General features: G+C 71.3%; 20 protein-coding genes. 17 read left to right on the top strand and 3 right to left on the bottom strand.

Annotation, left to right across the window (positions count from 1 at the left end):
- The first annotated feature begins 33 nt into the window (after positions 1 to 33).
- The 10 genes from BS75_RS07355 to BS75_RS07310 all read left to right on the top strand — a co-directional run bounded on the left by BS75_RS07355 (position 34) and on the right by BS75_RS07310 (position 9736).
- Entirely contained in the window at positions 34 to 462 is a 429-nt protein-coding gene (locus BS75_RS07355; protein WP_034087616.1) for an ester cyclase, read from the top strand.
- A gap of 76 nt (positions 463 to 538) precedes the next feature.
- A complete protein-coding gene (locus BS75_RS07350; RefSeq protein ID WP_052069265.1) occupies positions 539 to 946 on the top strand; it encodes a nuclear transport factor 2 family protein in 408 nt (135 codons plus the stop codon).
- A 215-nt stretch (positions 947 to 1161) separates the two neighbouring features.
- Positions 1162 to 1542 (top strand): hypothetical protein, encoded by a 381-nt coding sequence (locus tag BS75_RS07345; protein WP_034087615.1) that lies wholly within the window; start codon positions 1162 to 1164, stop codon positions 1540 to 1542.
- Positions 1543 to 1891: 349 nt separating this feature from the next.
- Complete coding sequence (locus BS75_RS07340) at positions 1892 to 2632, top strand: chitinase (protein ID WP_034087614.1); 741 nt, start codon at positions 1892 to 1894, stop codon at positions 2630 to 2632.
- Between the two features lie 175 nt (positions 2633 to 2807).
- Positions 2808 to 4481, top strand: a complete 1674-nt coding sequence (locus BS75_RS07335; protein WP_034087613.1) for an ABC transporter substrate-binding protein — start codon at positions 2808 to 2810, stop codon at positions 4479 to 4481.
- Between the two features lies 1 nt (position 4482).
- Entirely contained in the window at positions 4483 to 5421 is a 939-nt protein-coding gene (locus BS75_RS07330; protein ID WP_042439422.1) for an ABC transporter permease, read from the top strand.
- A gap of 7 nt (positions 5422 to 5428) precedes the next feature.
- On the top strand, positions 5429 to 6322 hold the full coding sequence (locus BS75_RS07325; RefSeq protein WP_034087612.1) for an ABC transporter permease: 894 nt from the start codon (positions 5429 to 5431) through the stop codon (positions 6320 to 6322).
- Positions 6319 to 8160 (top strand): dipeptide ABC transporter ATP-binding protein, encoded by a 1842-nt coding sequence (locus BS75_RS07320; RefSeq protein WP_034087611.1) that lies wholly within the window; start codon positions 6319 to 6321, stop codon positions 8158 to 8160. The genes BS75_RS07325 and BS75_RS07320 overlap by 4 nt, the downstream gene beginning before the upstream one ends.
- On the top strand, positions 8157 to 9095 hold the full coding sequence (locus BS75_RS07315; protein ID WP_042439426.1) for a metallophosphoesterase family protein: 939 nt from the start codon (positions 8157 to 8159) through the stop codon (positions 9093 to 9095). Before BS75_RS07320 ends, BS75_RS07315 begins: the two co-directional genes overlap by 4 nt.
- A complete protein-coding gene (locus BS75_RS07310; protein ID WP_034087610.1) occupies positions 9092 to 9736 on the top strand; it encodes a 4'-phosphopantetheinyl transferase family protein in 645 nt (214 codons plus the stop codon). The genes BS75_RS07315 and BS75_RS07310 overlap by 4 nt, the downstream gene beginning before the upstream one ends.
- 12 nt (positions 9737 to 9748) lie before the next feature.
- On the opposite strand, the gene BS75_RS47910 is transcribed toward BS75_RS07310, so the two are convergent.
- Entirely contained in the window at positions 9749 to 10234 is a 486-nt protein-coding gene (locus BS75_RS47910) for a hypothetical protein (RefSeq protein ID WP_156164228.1), read from the bottom strand.
- Positions 10235 to 10782: 548 nt separating this feature from the next.
- On the opposite strand from BS75_RS47910, the gene BS75_RS07300 reads away from it, so the two are divergent.
- The 6 genes from BS75_RS07300 (at position 10783) to BS75_RS50040 (ending at position 13613) form a co-directional block, all read left to right on the top strand.
- Positions 10783 to 11217 carry a glycine-rich domain-containing protein gene (locus BS75_RS07300; protein WP_034087608.1) on the top strand — a complete coding sequence of 145 codons (435 nt, stop codon included), beginning with the start codon at positions 10783 to 10785 and terminating at the stop codon, positions 11215 to 11217.
- A 165-nt stretch (positions 11218 to 11382) separates the two neighbouring features.
- Positions 11383 to 12081 (top strand): class I SAM-dependent DNA methyltransferase, encoded by a 699-nt coding sequence (locus BS75_RS07295; protein WP_231607707.1) that lies wholly within the window; start codon positions 11383 to 11385, stop codon positions 12079 to 12081.
- 50 nt (positions 12082 to 12131) lie between these two features.
- Complete coding sequence (locus BS75_RS07290) at positions 12132 to 12551, top strand: hypothetical protein (RefSeq protein WP_034087607.1); 420 nt, start codon at positions 12132 to 12134, stop codon at positions 12549 to 12551.
- Positions 12552 to 12645: 94 nt separating this feature from the next.
- On the top strand, positions 12646 to 12966 hold the full coding sequence (locus BS75_RS07285; protein ID WP_034087606.1) for a hypothetical protein: 321 nt from the start codon (positions 12646 to 12648) through the stop codon (positions 12964 to 12966).
- A complete protein-coding gene (locus BS75_RS50045; protein ID WP_034087605.1) occupies positions 12966 to 13163 on the top strand; it encodes a nucleotidyltransferase domain-containing protein in 198 nt (65 codons plus the stop codon). The genes BS75_RS07285 and BS75_RS50045 overlap by 1 nt, the downstream gene beginning before the upstream one ends.
- A gap of 48 nt (positions 13164 to 13211) precedes the next feature.
- On the top strand, positions 13212 to 13613 hold the full coding sequence (locus tag BS75_RS50040; RefSeq protein WP_231607706.1) for a nucleotidyl transferase AbiEii/AbiGii toxin family protein: 402 nt from the start codon (positions 13212 to 13214) through the stop codon (positions 13611 to 13613).
- A 533-nt stretch (positions 13614 to 14146) separates the two neighbouring features.
- Here the strand turns inward: BS75_RS50040 and BS75_RS07270 are convergent.
- Positions 14147 to 15682, bottom strand: coding sequence for a flavin monoamine oxidase family protein (locus tag BS75_RS07270; RefSeq protein WP_052069264.1), 1536 nt, complete (start codon positions 15680 to 15682; stop codon positions 14147 to 14149).
- 191 nt (positions 15683 to 15873) lie between these two features.
- On the bottom strand, positions 15874 to 16737 hold the full coding sequence (locus BS75_RS07265; RefSeq protein WP_052069263.1) for a TetR/AcrR family transcriptional regulator: 864 nt from the start codon (positions 16735 to 16737) through the stop codon (positions 15874 to 15876).
- Between the two features lie 129 nt (positions 16738 to 16866).
- On the opposite strand from BS75_RS07265, the gene BS75_RS07260 reads away from it, so the two are divergent.
- Entirely contained in the window at positions 16867 to 18576 is a 1710-nt protein-coding gene (locus BS75_RS07260; protein ID WP_034087604.1) for an amidohydrolase, read from the top strand.
- Positions 18577 to 18580 lie beyond the last annotated feature (4 nt).

Here is an 18580-nt window from a genome sequence, read left to right as displayed (position 1 = left end):
CGTCCTGACCAATCGACTTCGAGGAGACCACTCATGAGCAACGACACGATCGAGAGCAACAAGGCCCTGGCCCGCCGGTACTTCGAGGAGCTGGTCAACGGTCAGCGACTGGAGCTGCTGGAGGAGTTGGTGGCCGCCGACGCCGCCGACGAGGCCCGGGTGGGCATCGGCGGCACCGGCACCCGCTCGGACTTCCAGGACCACCTGGAGTGGCTGTGGAAGAGCGTCAAGGAGCTGACCGTGACCCTGGACGACGTCGTCGCCGAGGGGGACCGGGTGATCGCCTTCTGGACCATCGACGGCATCCACGAGGGCTTCGTCTTCGGCCTGGAGGGCACCGGCCGGCACTTCCGCGGCCGCAGCATCAGCACGCTGACCATCCGTGACGGCAAGGTCGTCCGCTACAACGTGCTCCCCGACCGGCTGGGCATCATCCAGCAGCTGACCGGCGAGTCCGCCTGATCCCCACCCCGCCCGCCGCCCGGCCGGAGTCCTCCGGCCGGGCGTTCCGCCGACCCCGGCGAGACCAGGAGAGCCGATGGCAACCGAACTGACGACCCATGACATCGAAGAGATCCGGCAGCTGCTGGCCCGCTTCGCGCACGTCTTCGACAACGGCGAACGGGAGCAGCTGGACCAGGTCTTCACCGAGGACGGCACCATCGAACTGGTCCGCAGCGAGAGCAGGTTCTTCCACGGCCTGGACGCGATCAAGGACTTCAACAAGCTCCTCGGCCCGCAGTCCCCGGACCACCACACCCTGGACACCGTGCTGACCGTCGACGCGGACGGCACGGTCCGGGGCCGCAGCCGCTACCTGGCGCTGCTCGCCGACGGCAGCATCCACAACGGCGACTACCTCGACGTCCTCCGCCGCACCCCTGAGGGCTGGCGCATCGCGCTGCGCCGCTCCGTCCCCCGCTACCCGGCCCCGGCCGCCGAGTAGCCCCGGGGGTCGAGCCCGGATCCGATCGGTTTTGAAAAGACCGGGCAATTCTTTCGGCCGGCCGTTGAACCGTGCGCCGACGCGCCTACGTGATTCTCAGTGTGCGCTCCGGAAAGGCTCCACAACTCGTGGGCCGCTCCGGAACTGTCACGTGCAGCCCTAGATCACTGCGCCTCGCAGGAGGCGCGTGCAGATCCAGAGAAATGAGTGTGCACATGAGCGTCATGTCGAAGCTGAAGCGTGCCGCGCTGGCCACCGGGACGGCCACGTTGCTGGCCGGAACGGCCGTGCTGGCGACCTCCGGAATGGCTTCCGCGGCCACGCCCCACGTCTTCAAGCTCTGCGCGAAGGGCAACTACACCGCGTTCGCGTCCATCCCGCAGCAGGGCGGGTTCGCGACGGTGCTGATCACCCCCGGCCACTGCCAGTCGCTCCCGGTCCTCAGCACCACCACCTACGGGGACGTCTGGGGTCTCTACAACACGGGCCACCACGCCAAGTTCCTCGTCGGCCAGGTCCACTTCAAGGCCGGTGCCGGGTGGAGCGGTGCCGCCGAGGGCAAGACCAACAGCGCCCACCTGGTCAAGCTCGGCTAGCAGGTGACTTCGCGCCGGGAGTCGGGGGGCTCCGGGCGGCGGGTCGGGTTTCGTCGATGCCGGGGAGTTCGGGCGCTGCGCCCGGGCTCCCCGGTCGAGATATTGGTGAAACGTTCGACTGTCATTCAACTGTCTTAATCCGCGGGGGTGTGCGGTCGAATTCCGGGTGCCGGTCCGTCAACCCACGGTCGAAACGGCCTCCTGCGAGTGATTTGCCGCCATGTCGGAGCATCTGTGCTCGAACTTGCGCGATGCTGGCACCAGTGCTTCGTCTTCGAAGCAACTGGTTTGCCATTCAGCTGACCCGAGTGAGCAGGGCGGGCAGGTCCCCGCCGCCGAAGGAGCGCAGATGTCCGTATCCCGTGTCGTGTCCCGATTCCGGTCCCGCTTTCTGGCCGTGCTGAGCGCCGCGGTGGTGGCGAGCGGCCTGGCGGTCGCCGCTCCGGCGACACCCGCCGCCGCCAACGGGTCCTTCGTGGTCAGCGAGGCGCAGTTCAACCGGATGTTCCCGGGTCGGAACCCCTTCTACACCTACCAGGGCCTGGTAGGCGCGCTGAGCGCCTACCCCGGCTTCACCACCACCGGAAGCGACGCGGTGCGCAAGCGCGAGGCCGCGGCCTTCCTGGCCAATGTGAGCCACGAGACCGGCGGACTGCGGTACGTCGTGGAGCAGAACAAGGCCAACTACAGCCACTACTGCGACCAGGGCCGGCCGTACCACTGTCCGGCCGGCCCGAGCGCCTACTACGGCCGCGGTCCGCTGCAGCTCAGCTGGAACTACAACTACAAGGCGGCCGGTGACGCCCTGCACATCGACCTGCTGGACAACCCGTACCAGGTGGAACGGGACGCCACCGTCTCCTGGAAGACCGGCCTGTGGTTCTGGAACAGCCAGACCGGCGCCGGGTCGACGACCCCGCACAACGCCATGGTCAACGGCAGGGGCTTCGGTGAGACGATCCGCAGCATCAACGGGGACCTGGAGTGCAACGGCAAGAACCCGGATGAGCGCAACGACCGGATCAACCTCTACAAGAGGTTCGTCGCCGACCTGGGCACCGACGTCGGCGGCGGCAATCTCTCCTGCTGAGCCGTCCCGCGAGGCAGCCCGGCGGTCGGGGTAAGGGTCCGCTAGGGGTGGTCTAGGGGTACGGCGGCGCAGGGAGCCCTCGTTAGGTTCGAGGCATCCCCGGGACCCGTGAGGGTCCCGGCTTCGTTCGACGAACGCGCCGACCAAACCACCCCGAGACCCACGGAGTTCCAGCATGCCCCGATCCAGCGCCGTCCGATCCAGATCGGGACGCATCCCGCTGCTCGCCGGAAGTACGGCTGTGGTCCTGCTCCTTGCCGCCTGCAGCTCCAGCAGCACGGCCGACGTCGCCAAGGGCGCGTCGTCCACGCCGGTGAAGGGAGGCACCCTCACCTACGCCATCGACACCGAGCCGATCTCCTTCGACATCCAGGTCAACCAGCAGGACGTCACCGCCGCCATCGACCGCAACATCGTCGACTCGCTGGTCTACGAGGACAGCAGCGGCGCGTTCCACCCGTGGCTGGCCAAGTCCTGGACGGTGTCCAAGGACCTCAAGACCTACACCTTCCACCTGCGCGACGACGTCAAGTTCACCGACGGCACGCCCTTCAACGCCGCCGCCGTCAAGGTGAACTTCGACCGGATCGCGGCGCCCGCGACCAAGTCGCAGTACGCGGTCAGCCTGCTCGGCCCCTACGCCGGCACCAAGGTCATCGACGACGACACCGTCCAGGTCTCCTTCACCAAGCCCTACGCGCCCTTCCTCCAGGACGCGAGCGCTCCCCAGTTGGGCTTCTACTCGCCGGCCACGATCGCGAAGAACGGCGGCCAGTTGGGCTCCGGCGGTGCGGTCGACGTCGGCACCGGGCCGTTCGAGTTCACCAGCTACACCAAGGGCCAGAGCGCCGTCCTCACCCGCAACCCGGCCTACGACTGGGCGCCGCAGGGCGACCCCGACCAGGGCCCGGCCTACCTCGACCAACTGGTCTTCCGCTTCCTGCCGCAGGACTCGACCCGGATCGGCGCGCTGCAGAGCGGCCAGGTCCAGGTGGCCTCCGCCGTGCCGCCGGTCGACGTGAAGGCGCTGAAGGCGCAGTCCGGACTGCAGGTGCTGTCCAAGACGGCCCCGGGCGCGGTCTACAGCCTGATGCTGAACGCCTCGATCGCCCCCTTCAACGACCCGCTGGTGCGCCAGGCGGTGCAGCGCGGCATCGACATCAGCACCGACGTCAACAGCGTCTACTTCGGCGTCTACCCGCGCGCCTGGAGCCCGATCTCCCCGGCCACCGCCGACTACGACAAGTCCCTGGAGAACAGCTGGCCCTACGATCCGACGCTCGCCAACAAGCTGCTCGACGAGGCCGGTTGGACCGGCCGCAACGCCGCCGGCTACCGCACCAAGGACGGCAAGCAGCTCACCGTCGAGTGGCCGCTGATGCCCCAGCAGTTCATCCGCGAACAGCGTGACATCCTCGGCCAGGCGATCCAGGCCGACCTGAAGAAGATCGGCATAGCGGTCGACCGCCCCCGGCTCGACATCGGCACCTACCTCGCCAAGGTCTACGGCGGCCAGGAGTCCATCGCCGACTACAGCTGGGCCAGCGCCGGACCGGACGTGCTGCAGCTCTACTTCAACAGCGCCAGCCAGCCGTCCACCGGCGGCGCCAACGCGACCTTCATCAAGGACGCCCAGCTCGACGCCCTGACCAACGCGGGCCAGGCGACCCTGGACCCGGCCGCCCGGGCCCAGGACTACGACCAGGTCCAACAGCGGGTCACCAACCTCGCCCTGGACATCCCGATCTACGTCGAGACCACCATCGACGGCGCCTCGGACAAGGTGCACGGGCTCACCTTCGACCCGCACACCTGGCTCGACTTCCACGACACCTGGCTGGGTAAGTGACGTGACCGCCGCCACCGTGGTCAGAGGGGTCGCCAAGCGGCTGGCCGGCGCGGTCGCCGTGCTGCTCGGGGCCGCCACCGTCGCCTTCGTCGCGCTCCAGCTGATACCCGGCGACCCGGTCACGGTGATGCTGGGGCCCGGCAACGCCGCCAGTCCGGCCGTCCGCGCGCAGATCCGGGCGCAGTTCGGACTGAACCAGCCGGTCGCCCTGCAGTACCTGCACTATCTGGGGAACCTCGCCCGGGGCGACCTGGGCGAGTCCTACCAGCTCCAGCGGCCGGTATCGGCGCTGATCGGCGAGCAGCTCGGCCCGACCGTCCAACTCGGACTCGCGGCCCTGGTGCTGGCCCTGGTGCTGGCGGTGGCGGTGGCCGTGGCCACCGCCGGCCGCCGGCCGGCGCTGCGGGCGGCGGCCTCGCTGATCGAGCTGCTGACCGTGTCCAGCCCCTCGTACTGGATCGGCATCCTGCTGCTCACCGCCTTCTCCTTCCAGCTGCACGTCTTCCCGGTCGTCGGCGACCAGGGCTTCGCCGCCCTGGTGCTCCCGGCCGTCACCCTGGCCCTCCCGCTGACCGGGGTGCTGGCCCAGGTGCTGCGGGAGGGGCTGGAGGCGGCGCTCGACCAGCCGTTCGTGGTGACCGCCCGTGCCCGCGGGCTGAGCGTCACCGCCGTCCGGCTGCGGCACGCGCTGCGGCACGCGGCGGTCCCGCTGGTGACCCTCACCGGATGGCTGACCGGCTCGCTGCTCGGCGGTGCGGTGCTGGTGGAGACCGTCTTCGGTCGGCCCGGCATCGGCGCGCTGGTCCTCCAGGCCACCACCAACAAGGACATGCCGCTGGTCATCGGCCTGGTCCTGCTCTCGGCCCTGGTCTTCGTCCTGCTCTCGACCCTGGTCGACCTGCTCTACCTCGTCATCGACCCGCGCCTGAGGACAGGGTGATCACGCCATGACCGAGCTCGACACCGCGCCCCCGGCGGCGGCAGCGGCGCCGCCGGCCGCGCCCGCCCGGCCGACCCGCGTCCGCCGCCGCCGTACCGGGCGGGCCACCCTGTACCTCGCCTCGGCCGTGCTGCTGCTGATCGTGCTGGTGGCCTTCGAGCCCGGCCTGTTCACCAGCGCCTCGCCGATCGACACCGACCCGATCCACGCACTGACCCCGCCGAGCGGCGCGCACTGGTTCGGCACCGACCAGCTCGGCCGCGACATCTTCACCCGCGTCGTCTACGGCACCCGGGCCTCGCTGCTGCTCGGCAGCGGCTCGACGGTGCTGGCCGCCGCCGGGGGCGCGCTGCTCGGCCTGGCCGCCGCGCTCGGGGGGCGCGTCGCCGACCAGGTGCTGATGCGGGTCGCCGACATCCTGCTGTCGCTGCCGCCGATCCTGCTCGCCCTGCTCGCGGTGACCATCCTCGGCAGCGGCTCGGTCAATGTGATGATCGCCATCGCGATCGCCTTCGTCCCCGGCTACGCCCGGATCGTCCGGGCCGAGGCGCTGGTGATCCGGCGTTCCGGCTATGTCGAGGCGGCCGTCGGGCTCGGGCTCCGCCGACCGCTGCTGATTGTCCGTCATATCGTGCCCAACGCCCTGGGGCCGATGCTGGTCCTGGCCACCGTCGGCTTCGGCTCCGCGCTGATCGCCGCCTCCGGGCTGAGCTTCCTCGGCCTGGGACCCCAGCCGCCCTCGCCCGAGTGGGGCGCGATGCTCTCCGAGGGCCGGGACTTCCTGCAGACCGCCTGGTGGCTGGGGATCTTTCCGGGGGCGGCGATCACCCTCACCGCCCTCGTCGTCAACACCGTCGGCCGCCGCGCGCAGGCCGGCTTCACCCGGAGGACCGCCCGATGACGCCGCCCCTGCTCACCGTGGACGGGCTGAACGTCTCCTTCGGCCCGGTCCGCGCCGTCCGTGAGGTCTCCTTCACCCTGGACGCCGGCGAGTGCCTGGCCGTGGTGGGGGAGTCGGGCTCCGGCAAGACCGTCACCGCCCGCACCCTGGTCGGCCTGGTCGGCGGGGAGTCCACCACCAGCGCCCGCACCCTCGACTTCGACGGCCACGACCTGGCCGCGCAGACCGAGAAGCAGTGGCGCGGACTGCGCGGCCGACGCATCGGCCTGGTCCTCCAGGACGCCCTGGTCTCGCTCGACCCGCTGCGCACCGTCGGCGCCGAGGTCGCCGAACCGCTCCGGGTGCACCGGCTGGTGCCGCGCCCCGGGATCCGCCCCCGGGTGCTGGAACTGCTGGACGGCGTCGGCATCCCCGACCCGGCCCGCCGCGCCGAGCAGTACCCGCACCAGCTGTCCGGCGGGCTGCGGCAGCGCGCGCTGATCGCCTCCGCCATCGCCGGCGAGCCGCAGCTGCTGATCGCCGACGAGCCCACCACCGCGCTGGACGTGACCGTCCAGGCGCAGGTGCTGGAACTGCTCGACTCGCTCCGCAAGCAGGGCACCGCACTGCTGCTGATCAGCCATGACCTGTCCGTGGTCGGCCGGCTCGCCGACCGGGTCGCGGTGATGTACGGCGGCCGGATCGTCGAGACCGGGCCGACCCGCCAGGTGCTGGAGCAGCCCCGCCACCCCTACACCCGGGCCCTCCTCGACGCCGTCCCGACCACCCGCAGCCGGGGCACCCGGCTGTCCGCCCCGGCCGGCGGCTTCCCGGCGGCGGAGGCGGACGGCTGCCCCTACGCCGCGCGCTGCGCGGCGGCCGACGACCGCTGCCGCAGCGCGCTGCCCGCGCCCGACTCCACCGGCACGCTCTGCTGGCACCCGCTCCCGGCGCGGAGCGAGGCGGGCGAGGCGGGCGAGGCGGTGGCCGTGGCCGAGCCGATCGTCCGCACCGCCGCCGTCACCGCCACCGCCGAGGCCGTCACCGTCGCCGCCACGGTCGCCGTCGCCGCCACGGTCGTCGCCGCCGCCGAGGCCGACGTGGTGCTGGAGGCGGACCGGATCACCAAGCGCTACCGCTCCCCTGACGGCTCGTCCTACGACGCCGTGCGGGAGGTCTCCTTCCGGCTGCACGCGGGCGAGACCCTGGGGCTGGTCGGCGAGTCCGGGTCGGGCAAGACCACCGCCGCGCGGATCGTGCTCGGCCTGCTGGAACCCGACGAGGGCGGCGTCCGCTTCGCCGGTCAGCCCTGGAGCGGGATCCCGGAGCGTCGCCGCCGACCCTCCCGACTGCGGATCCAGGCGGTCCAGCAGGACCCGCTCGGCTCCTTCGACCCGCGCTTCACCGTGGAGCGGGTCGTCGGCGAGGCCGTCGCCCGGACCGGCGTGGCCCGGGGCCGCGAGCGCCGGGCCCGGGTCGCCGAACTGCTGGACCGGGTCGGCCTGTCGGCCGGACTGCTGGGCCGCAGGCCGCTGGAGCTGTCCGGCGGCCAGCGCCAGCGGGTCGCCATCGCCCGCGCCCTCGCGCCCGGCCCCGAGGTGATCGTCTGCGACGAACCGGTCTCCGCGCTGGACGTCTCGGTCCAGGCGCAGATCCTCGACCTGTTGGCCGACCTCCAGCGCGACCTCGGGGTGGCGCTGCTGTTCATCTCCCACGACCTCGGGGTGGTGCGCCACCTCAGCGACCGGGTCGTGGTGATGCAGGGCGGCAGGGTGGTCGAGTCCGGCGAGGTGGAGGCGGTCTTCTCGCGACCGACCGAGGACTACACCCGTGAGCTGCTGGCGGCGGTCCTCGCATGAGCGCCGGCCGGCCCCTCCCCGGGGCGTACCCGTCGGATCCGGCCGCCCCCCGGCTGCTGGCCGTCAGCGACCTCCACATCGGTCACCCCGAGAACCGCGCCGTCGTCGAGGGCGTCAGGCCGACCACCCCGGGGGACTGGCTGCTGGTCGCCGGGGACGTCGGCGAGCAGGCCGAGGACATCGGCTGGGCGCTCGGACTGCTGGCCGACCGCTTCGCCCAGGTGGTCTGGGCGCCGGGCAACCACGAGCTCTGGACCTACCCGGGCGACCCGCTCGATCTGCGCGGCGAGCAGCGCTACCGGCACCTGGTCGAACTCTGCCGGGGGCTGGGTGTGCTCACCCCGGAGGACCCCTACCCGGTGTTCGAGGGGCACGGCGGCCCGGTGCGGGTCGCCCCGCTGTTCCTGCTCTACGACTACACCTTCCGGCCACCGGGCGCCCGGACCACCGAGGAGGGACTGGCCTACGCCCACCGCACCGGCGTCGTCTGCAACGACGAGTTCCTGCTGCACGCCGATCCGCATCCGAGCCGGGAGGCATGGTGCCGACTGCGGGTGGCGGCGACCGAGAAGCGGCTCGCGGAGTGCGTCGCGGCCGACCCGGACGGGCCGCCGCTGGTGCTGGTCAACCACTATCCGCTGGTCCGCGAACCGACCCGGATCCTGCGCTACTCGGAGTTCGCCCAGTGGTGCGGGACCGTGGCCACGGCCGACTGGCACCTGCGGTTCCCGGTCGCCGCCATGGTCTACGGGCACCTGCACATCCCCCGGACCACCTGGCACGACGGCGTCCGCTTCGAGGAGGTCTCGCTCGGCTACCCGCGCGAGTGGCAGGCCCGCACCACCGTCCGCCCGCTGCTCCGGGACGTGCTCCCGAACGCGCTCCCGGACCGTCCGGTCCGCCCCCGCCCGCCCAGCAGAACGGAACCGGAATGATCGAGAAGCTGCTGCCCGACGCCGTGGTCTCGGCCGAGCTCTTCGGCGACTCCGTCGCGGTCCTCTTCCCCGAGGAGGAGGAGGCCATCGCCAACGCGGAGGACGGCCGGCGCCGGGAGTTCACCTCGGTCCGGGTCTGCGCCCGCCGATCGCTGGCCAGGATCGGCCGGGCCCCGGTGCCGCTGGTGCCCGGCCCGGGCGGCGCCCCGGGCTGGCCCCCGGGCCTGGTCGGCAGCATGACCCACTGCCTCGGCTACCGGGCCGCGGCGCTCGCCGACGCGGCGGAAGTCCGCGCCGTCGGCATCGACGCCGAACCCCATCTGCCGCTGCCCGCAGGCGTCGAGGAGGCGATAGCGCTCCCGTCCGAACGCCGCCGGATCGCCGAACTGCAGGCGGCGCATCCGCTGGTCGCCTGGGACCGGCTGCTCTTCTCCGCCAAGGAGTCCGTCTACAAGGCCTGGTATCCGACCGGCGGGCGGCTGCTCGGCTTCGAGGAGGCGGAGATCGAGCTCCGCCCCGACGGCACGTTCACCGCCCGCGTCCTGGCCGACCCGGCCGCCGCCGGCCCGGACGGCTTCACCGGCCGCTGGCTGGCCGGCGCCGCCCACCTGCTGACCGCAGTGGTGCAGCAAGTGAAGTGACGGATCGTCATATCATTGGTGGTGGCTGTTGGTGACGCACGTTACGAGTGCTCGATGCCCGCCACCTGGTCCCGTCAGGACCGGCTCCCGCGCGCGTCGATTGCGTCGATTGCGTCGATCGCGTCGGCCAGCCAGGACCAGGCGGCGGTGCGGGGGGGTGGGCGGCTGCTGGTCCTGCAGGATCGCCAGCAGCCGGCGGTAGCGCTCCAGGCGCCCGTCGATGCCTGCGTCCAGCTGGGCCCGGATGCGGGCCCGGACGGCGGCGCGGCGCTCGGGGCCGGGATGGTCGAGCAGGCGGTCGACGACCTCCGCCGCCGCAGGCGAGTCCGGCGCGATGCCCTCGCGCAGTGCGGCGCCGACCGTGCGGTCGAGGCTCCGGGCGAACACGCTGTGGGGGTCAGGCTGCGAGTCCCGCTCGGTGCCGTCCGCCTCTCCGCGCCCGGCCGCACTGCGCTCCACCGCCCTGCGCGCGAAGGCACGGTGCAGGTGGTGTTGCACGCTGAACAGCGTGTCGCCCAGCCCAGTTGATCCACGCGCGCACCATAGGCGCGGGCGATCATCTGCTTGTACTCCGGCCCCGGATGTTCATGCCCGTGTTCGTACCGGCACAGCATCGCCTCGGACAGGCCCGGCGGCAGTAGGCCGTCGGATCGGTAGACCGCAGCGACCTCTCCGACTGCCTGCGCCCGCGACCAGCCCAGCGCGAGCCGCCACGCCTCCAGTGCGCTCACCTCTGGCAGTTGCGAGCGCAGCGCGGCCACCGTGCGCTCCACCGGGAGCCGGTCCCGCTGGCAGCGGGCCCGCAGCACGGCGGCCTCGCGCTGGATCTGCGCCCGACGCGCCCTGGTGACGATCGCCATCGCACACCCCCGACCCGCCGATGCCCGCCCCTCGACGGTAGCCAGCCGCGCAAGTGATCGGCAGGGGCAGGCATTGACGACAACTGTCAATGTCCGGCCTCGGACCCGGCAATGACGGCAACGCGTTCGGCGCGGACGGTGGAACCACGGTCCGACCGGCGGGCCGGAAACCCAGGGAGGCACACCATGACCACAGCCGTGCAACTCCGAGACCCCCGCGAGTTCGTCACCCCCGAGGTGTGGCAGCGTGAGATCCAGCTCCTGGTCCGCGACAACCCCTTCGACGAGGTCATGGCGGAGCGCCTGTTCGCCGCCGCGATCTCCTACCTGATCACCGCCATCGAGAAGTGGGGCCAGGGGCTGGAGATGTGCTGCGGACGGCTGGTCGACACGGCCGTCCACGCATTCATCCTCGACACCCGCAACTACCGGGAGTTCAGCCACAAGTACTTCGACGGCCGGTTCCTGGAGCACATCCCCGAGATCGAGTTCAAGTACGACGGGTCGGTCGAGCGCACCGCGCAGATCATCGCCGACAACGGCTTCCCCGTGGACTGGAAGCTGTGGGAGCGTGACTACGGCAAGTGCGGTCCGTGCCGACCGGGCGAGAACTGCCACTGAATCATCCGTAATGCTCAGGCCCAGCACCCATCGCAGGGTGCCGGGCCTTTTGCGTGCCACCTGGGAGTGAAAGTCGCCCCAACGTCCCGCGGCGCGCCCGGCGGCCCGGCTACGGTGTCCAGCACTCTAGCTACTGTCGTCCTCCGGAGGACCCACGTGCCCCGTGTGTCGCAGACCATCGAGCAGTACTGGGACGCCTACAAGCCGAGCCGCGACAGCAATGCGCCGGCTCCGGCGGCAGATGTATTCGAGTGGACGCAGCACGGCCACGGCCCCGGAGCCGAGTGGCTGGGCAGACCGGGTACCGCTCTGGAGTTGGGCGCGGCGGAGTGCAAAGAAGCCGTCCACCTGGCCCGCCTCGGGGTGCACGTCACAGTCCTGGACTTCTCCGCCGCGCAGGTCGAGCGAGCCCGCTCCTGGTGGTGCGGGACGCCCGGGCTGGACATCGTGCAGGCCGAGGCGTGCGCCTTCCTCGCAGCGACGGACCTGCGCTGGGATGCGATCTACAGCGTCTGGGGCGCGGCTTGGTTCACCGACCCGGAGGAGCTGTTCCCACTCGTCCGCCGACACCTCACCCCGGGCGGCGTGTTCGCGTTCGCCCATGCCGAGCCCCTTGAGGGCCACTACGGCGTCGAAGGCATGTACGGCAACGGCTTCAACGGCCGCAAACTCACAGTGTTGCGCTGGTCCCACTCCCCCGAGCAGTGGTCGGACCTACTCAAACGCGAAGGATTCACGGGCATCGAGGCCACGATCCTGGACGCTCCCGACCCCCGGGACGTCGGCACACTCATGGTCCGTGCCTATGCGCCGCAGGACGCCGGCAGCGGCAGCCCAAGTGCGCCCAAGACGTCCGCCGGGTAGATCCTGACGGGACTCTCGCCTGCCACCTGCTGAGCTGTCAGAATCCGGCGGTGACCGGCTACTACTCGGGCCCGCTGTGGGCCTACCGCACAGCGATGCTCTTCGGAGCAGCCATTGTCCTGCCGGCCGCCGGTGCGCTGGTCGCATCGGCCCCGTCCGCACCGGCCGCCGTGATCGGCTTCGTCCTGGTGTGCGGCGGACTGGCCCTGCTCTGGCTCTGGTGGCTCCTGCGCGACAAGCGCAACGGTCGCGCCCGCCGGTTTCAGATCCTCGGGGCGTGCTTGACGCTCGCCACGGTTGCCCTGTTCGAGACCGCACTGGTGCTGTTCCTGGGGCGAGCGCCCGGCGACCCGATCGGGGCGTTCGTTCCGTGCATCGCCTGGGCCGCGGCTGCGGCATGCTGCCTGGCAGGCCGCATAGCCGTCGGCCTGACGTCCCGCCGACTGGGCCGGAACTCCTCGGAGCGTTGAGCAGCAAGGTGACTACGGTCAGTAGCGATCACTTGCAGGCGTGGCATCCGTGGATGTCCTGCCGCTCCGCGGCTGGATGCGGCATCCTGGGAACATGAGCAGGTATGCAGCGGCGAAGCCGTACGCGGTTCCGATCTCTCTCGCCGAACTGACCGGGCCGACGGAGGGTGTCGTCCGGCTGCCTCGGCATATCGACTGGGGGCCGGACTACGGCTATGAGCTGGCCGACAGCGCCGACCTCGCGGTGATGTACGAGCGCGTGATCCGCGAATCCCAGACAGCGGAGGACCTGGCCGCCTTTCTGGACGCAGCTACGCTGCGACGCTTGTGGCCGAGTCTGATCATTCCCGCACCTGCACGGATGGTGTGGGAGGCCCGCTTCCCGGAACTGGCCCGACAGGCGGCTGCGGCGTAGTGGAAGAACTGCACCACCGCCTGATCAAGGTCGGGCTGGACGCACTCGCAGTCGACTTCGGCTACGCCCTGGCGGGTGGCTACGCCATTCAGGCCCACCACATCGTCCAACGACTCAGCGACGATGTGGACCTCTTCACCCCGATCGACCGCCGCGGCGAGATGCCTGCGGCCACCGAGCGAATCGTGGGTGCGTAAGAGGAAGCCGGCTTTCAGGTCGAGCGCGGTCACTGCTCCGACACATATGTGCGCCTCCAGGTCACCGATCCGGAATCCGGTGCCACGTCCAAGGTTGAACTGGTCGCCGAGTTCCTACAACACGGTCCCGTTGCATCAGAGTTGGGTCCTGTCCTGCATCGTGACGATGTCGCGGCAGGCAAGATGGAGGCCCTCTTCACTCGCGCGGAGGCCCGTGACTTCATCGATGTGGATGCCCTCTTGGGAGCGGGATACAGCCGCCAGCGGTTGATCCAGCTCGCTGCTCAGCGAGATGCAGGCTTCGACCTAGCTGTACTCGCCGAAATGTTCGGCAGCGTGAGCCGCTTCAACGACCGCCAGTTCACCATCTACGGTGTGACTGCTGAGCGGGTGAGGGGAATCCGGTCCCAGTTCGCAGACTGGCGCAAGGAACTCGGGCAACTTGGGTGAGTGGTGCACGGTGCGAACCAGGTCGGTCGGAGTCTCCAGCGGGCCGGTATCGCGTCGCGGCCGCATTGGTGCTGGTCAGCCACTCTCTGCTGGTCCGCCAACCGACCAGGGTCCTGAGTGAACCGGGTGTCGCTGGTGCCCGGCCCGGCCCGCGCGGTGCTCCAGCGATAGTGCTCCGTCCGAGCGCCGCCGAGCGCCGAGTTGAAGGCGGCGCATCCGGTGGTCGCCCGGGACCGATCCGCGCACCGTCTGCTGCGTGACAGCGGACTGGCCCTGCTCTGGCTCTGGTGGCTCCTGCGCGACAAGCGCACCGGTCGCGCCCGCCGGTTTCAGATCCTCGGGGCGTGCTCGACGCTCGCCACGATCGCCCTGTTCGAGACCGCACTGGTGCTGTTCCTGGGGCGAGCGCCGCGCTTCATCGAGTTCCCAGGATCGGCCCGATTCTCGTCGCTGACAGCGAGCCGGACCGTCGACGGCGGGCCCCGCCCGGGCTGGTGTCCGGGCGGGGCTCGGTGCGGGGCTCGGTGCGCGGGTCAGACCTGGCTGTTGATCTCGCCGGCCACCCGCTCGCCGGAGGCGACGGCCGCGTTGAGGGTCATGTTGTCGACGTCGGTGTGCTCGCCGGCGAAGTGGACCCGGCCCTCCTGGACGGCCTCGTAGCCGGCGATGGTCGTGTACTGGCCGATCTTGTAGTAGTGGTAGGCGCCCAGGTGCCAGGGGTCGAGCGACCAGTGGTCCTCGTAGGCAAGGCCGTTGTAGGCGGCGGTGGTGCCCGGGTAGAGGTGTTCGATCTGGGAGAGGAACCAGTTCACGTCCGCCGCCGGGGCCGGTCCGTGGGCCGCGCCGGTGAGGGTGCTGCTGGCGACGGCGCCGCCGGGGAAGTTGACCAGCAGTGCCGGGGAGCCGTGCGCGCCCAGCTGCACCGAGCCGTCCCAGGCCGTCTGGTAGCCCTGCGGCCCGGTGTTGGTGATCCCGTTGAAGCCCAGCGCGGGCCAGGTCTTCTTGGTGAGCTGGGTGACCAGCTTGGCGTTCTGGCCCATCCCCTGCTGCTGGATAGCCGTCGTCTTGAGTGCGGAGAGGTTCGCCTTCGACAGGTCCACGTTGCGCAGCGTGCTGAAGGGCAGTGCCAGCACCAGGTGGTCAGCGCCGACGCTGACCGTGCTGCCGTTCTGGTCGAAGGTGCAGGTGTAGCTTCCGTTGCTGTTCTGCCGCACCGCGATCAGCTGGTAGCCCTGCTGGACGGTGCCGGTCGGCAGCTGCGCGACCATGCCGCTGACCAACTGGTCGTTTCCGCCGACGAGGTGGTACTTCTCGTCGAAGCCGGTGCCGCCGTCGAAGACGGAGGAGCCGCCCAGGAAGCCGATCATGCCGACGGCGGAGGACTGGGCCGGATCGCCGCCGGACTGCAGCTGGATGGACTGGATCAGCTGGTCCAGCTGCGAGCCGGAGCTGAGGCCGATCTGGTCCAGGTAGTCCAGGCAGGACATCTGGTCCAACTGCCGTGCCGTCGCGGTGTAGCTGTTGTAGCGCGGGTTGCCCATGGCGGTGTACGAGGCGCTGAAGGCGTTGTAGGCGTGGGCGGTCCAGTCGTCCTGCTGCTGGGCGCCGCTGTAGGTGCTGTTGTTGATCCAGGAGGTGTAGTTGCCGGAGTTCAGGGCACCGCCGTTGGCGAGCTCGGTCTTGAGGCCGAGGCTGCTCGCCAGATTGAGGATCGAGGTGTCCGTGGAGCTGATGAACGCTCCGCCGTGCTCGCTGACCTGGCCGCCGGCGAAGAAGCCGCGCAGCGACCAGCAGCGGCCGCCGACATGGCTGGTGTCGGCCTCGTAGACGGTCGAGGCCAGGGGGCTGCCCTGGGTCCACAGACTGTGCGCGACCCGGAGCCCGGCGAGGCCGGCTCCGACGATCACGATCCGTGGCGCGGCGGCGCCGGTCGAGGCGGTGGCCGGGGAGGCGACGGCCGGTGTCGGGTTCAGCAACGCTCCGGACAGGGCGGCGCCCGCCGCTGCGGCGGTCGCGGTGCCGAGGAGCCGACGCCGGGTGATGGGCATGCTGATGGGTGCCTTGCGCATGGGATCCCTCTTCTCGGGACTGCGGTGGCTGGTTCCTTGGGGGTGTCGGTGGTGAGTGAACCGCTGGCGCAATGCCGCTGTCAACGGTGTTGCGCAATCTGCCCCCAGGACACCCCCGGTTACCCGCCCCGTCATGTGCCCGGTTGACCGCCCGGTTGCCCGTCCGGCCGGTGTCTCCGGCCGGTGTCCGGTCAGGCGCTCGGCGTGGATCCGGCCTGGCGCTCGATCGCCGTGATCAGCGCCTCGACCCGGGCGTGGTAGACCTGATCGTGCGTCACCTCGGCCAGCTCGGTGCCGAGTCGGGTGATGTGCGGGAAGCCGACGGCGTCGACCAGCCGGTACTCGCGGCTCCAGGAGGACTCGTCCCCGGCGCGGACGTCCGGGTCGAACAGCAGGTAGGCGGCGCGCTGGCCGGTGAAGGCGAGCAGCGAGTCGCCGACCATGCGGTAGTGGACGGCCGCCTCGACCCCTTCGAGCCCGGCCTCGGTCACCGCTCCCAGGATCAGTTCGACCACCCGGAACTCGTTGGCGCGGCGGGTGGTTCGGCTCGCCATGGCGGAGGCGACGGCCGGGTACTTCAGCGCGACCGCCAGCGAGCCGGCGGCGAGCGCCCGCAGCCGGTCCTTCCAGTCCAGGCCCTCGGGGATGCTGTCCAGCACCTCGCCGAGGGTGCGATCGGCGACGGAGAGCAGCAGCTCGTCCTTGTCGCGGAAGTGCCGGTAGACCGCGGTCGGGTCGGCGCCGAGCTCCTCGCCGAGGCGGCGGACGGTGAAGGCGTCCGCGCTGCCCCGGGCGGCGATGCGCAGGCTCGCCTCGATGATGGCCTCGGGCGTGAGCTGGGCGCCGGCGCGCTTGCGCCGGGCCGGGGCGGGCGCCAGGCCGGGCGTCGGGGCCGCAGCCGGGGCCGGAGCCGCGGCTGCCGCCGGGGCCGGGGCCGGGGCTGCCGTCGGCGTCGCGGTCGGGATGGGAGCCGAGGTGGCGGCCGAGGTGGTAGCCGGGGCTGCGGCGGGGGTCCGAGCCGGGCCGGTGGCGGGGTGGCGGGGTGGGTTCGTCATGGTGTCGCCAAGTGTATCGATTTGGGAGCACTGGAGCGCAACAGTGTTGACATCACTGTTGCGCCAGCCGTTCAATCCTCCTCAACAACGCACCCAGCGGGTCACACCGCCGAGTTGGAGGAATCGTCAATGGCGAGCACAACGGGCACCGCGCGACAGCGGGCAGACACGGTCTTCGTCGGGGGACGGGTGTTCACCGCCACCTCCTCGACCCCGATCGAGGCCGCCGTCGCCGTCGCGGACGGCAGGATCATCGCCGTCTCCGACGACGCCGCCGTCCGGGCACTCGCGGACACGGACACCGAGGTGGTCGACCTGGCCGGGGGCCTGCTCGTCCCCGGCTTCCAGGACGCCCACGTCCACCCGGCCGTGGCCGGCCTGCAGATGCTGCGCTGCGACCTGTCCGGGCAGCGCTCGCCCGACGGGTACCTCGCCGCCGTCTCGGCCTTCGCCGAGGCCAACCCGGAGGCCCCTTGGATCACCGGCGGCGGCTGGTCCATGGACGTCTTCCCCGACGGACTGCCGACCCGGGCCATGCTCGACGCGATCGTCCCGGACCGGCCGGTGCTGCTCACCGTCCGCGACGGGCACGGCGCCTGGGTCAACTCCCGGGCGCTGCAGCTCGCCGGGGTCGACCAGGACACCCCGGACCCGGCCGACGGCCGGATCGACCGCGAGGCCGACGGCACTCCCTCGGGCACCCTCCAGGAGGGCGCGATGGACCTGGTCGGCGACTTCATGCCGGTCGCGACGGCGGAGGACGCGTACGCCGGGCTGCTGGTCGCCCAGGAGCACCTGTTCTCACTGGGGGTCACCGCCTGGCAGGACGCCATGATCGGGACCTTCCCCGGGAACCCCGACAACTTCGACGTCTACCGGCGGGCCGCCCGGACCGGCGACCTCCGGGCCCGGGTCGTCGGCGCCCTGTGGTGGGACCGCGAACGCGGGGCGGAGCAGATCCCCGACCTGGAGGAGCGCCGCCGCACCGGCCAGGTGGGCCGGTTCAACGCCACCACCGTGAAGATCATGCTGGACGGCATCGCGGAGAACTTCACCGCCGCCATGCTGGAGCCCTACCTCGACCGCTGCGGCTGTGCCACCGCCAACCGCGGCCTCACCTTCATCGACCCGGACACGCTGGTCAAGGCCGTCTGCACGCTGGACGCCCTGGGCTTCCAGATCCACTTCCACGCCCTCGGCGACCGCGCCGTCCGCGAGGCGCTCGACGCCCTGGCCGCCGCGCACCAGGCGTCCGGAGGCGGCGGGGACAACCGCCACCACCTGGCGCACCTCCAGTTGGTCCACCCGGACGACATCCCGCGCTTCGCCGAACTCGGCGCCGCCGCCAACATCCAGGCGCTGTGGGCCGCGCACGAGCCGCAGATGGACGAGCTGACCATCCCCTTCCTCGGCGACGAGCGCTCCGCGCTGCAGTACCCCTTCGGGGACCTCCAACGGGCCGGCGCGCGGCTGGTCGCGGGCAGCGACTGGTCGGTGAGCAGCCCCAACCCGCTGTGGGGCATCCATGTCGCGGTCAACCGGGCCGTCCCGCTGGACGCGCCCAACGCGTCGAGCGACCGCAGCAACCGTCCGCCCTTCCTGCCCGAGCAGGCGCTGACCCTGGCGCAGGCCCTCACCGCGTACACGGCGGGCAGCGCCTGGGCCAACCACCTGGACGCGGTCACCGGCACCGTCGAGCCCGGCAAGCACGCCGACCTGGTCGTCCTGGACCGGGACCCGTTCGAGCACCCGGCCGCCGAGATCGGCGACACCAGGGTGCTCCGCACCTACATCGACGGGGAGCTCGTGTACCTGGCCGACAGCGCGCAGAACGGCTGACCCC

This window comes from Streptacidiphilus albus JL83 (assembly GCF_000744705.1).
Lineage (GTDB): Bacteria > Actinomycetota > Actinomycetes > Streptomycetales > Streptomycetaceae > Streptacidiphilus > Streptacidiphilus albus.
Note: the sequence above shows the minus strand (reverse complement) of the source record. Positions and strands in the feature narration are given on the sequence as shown.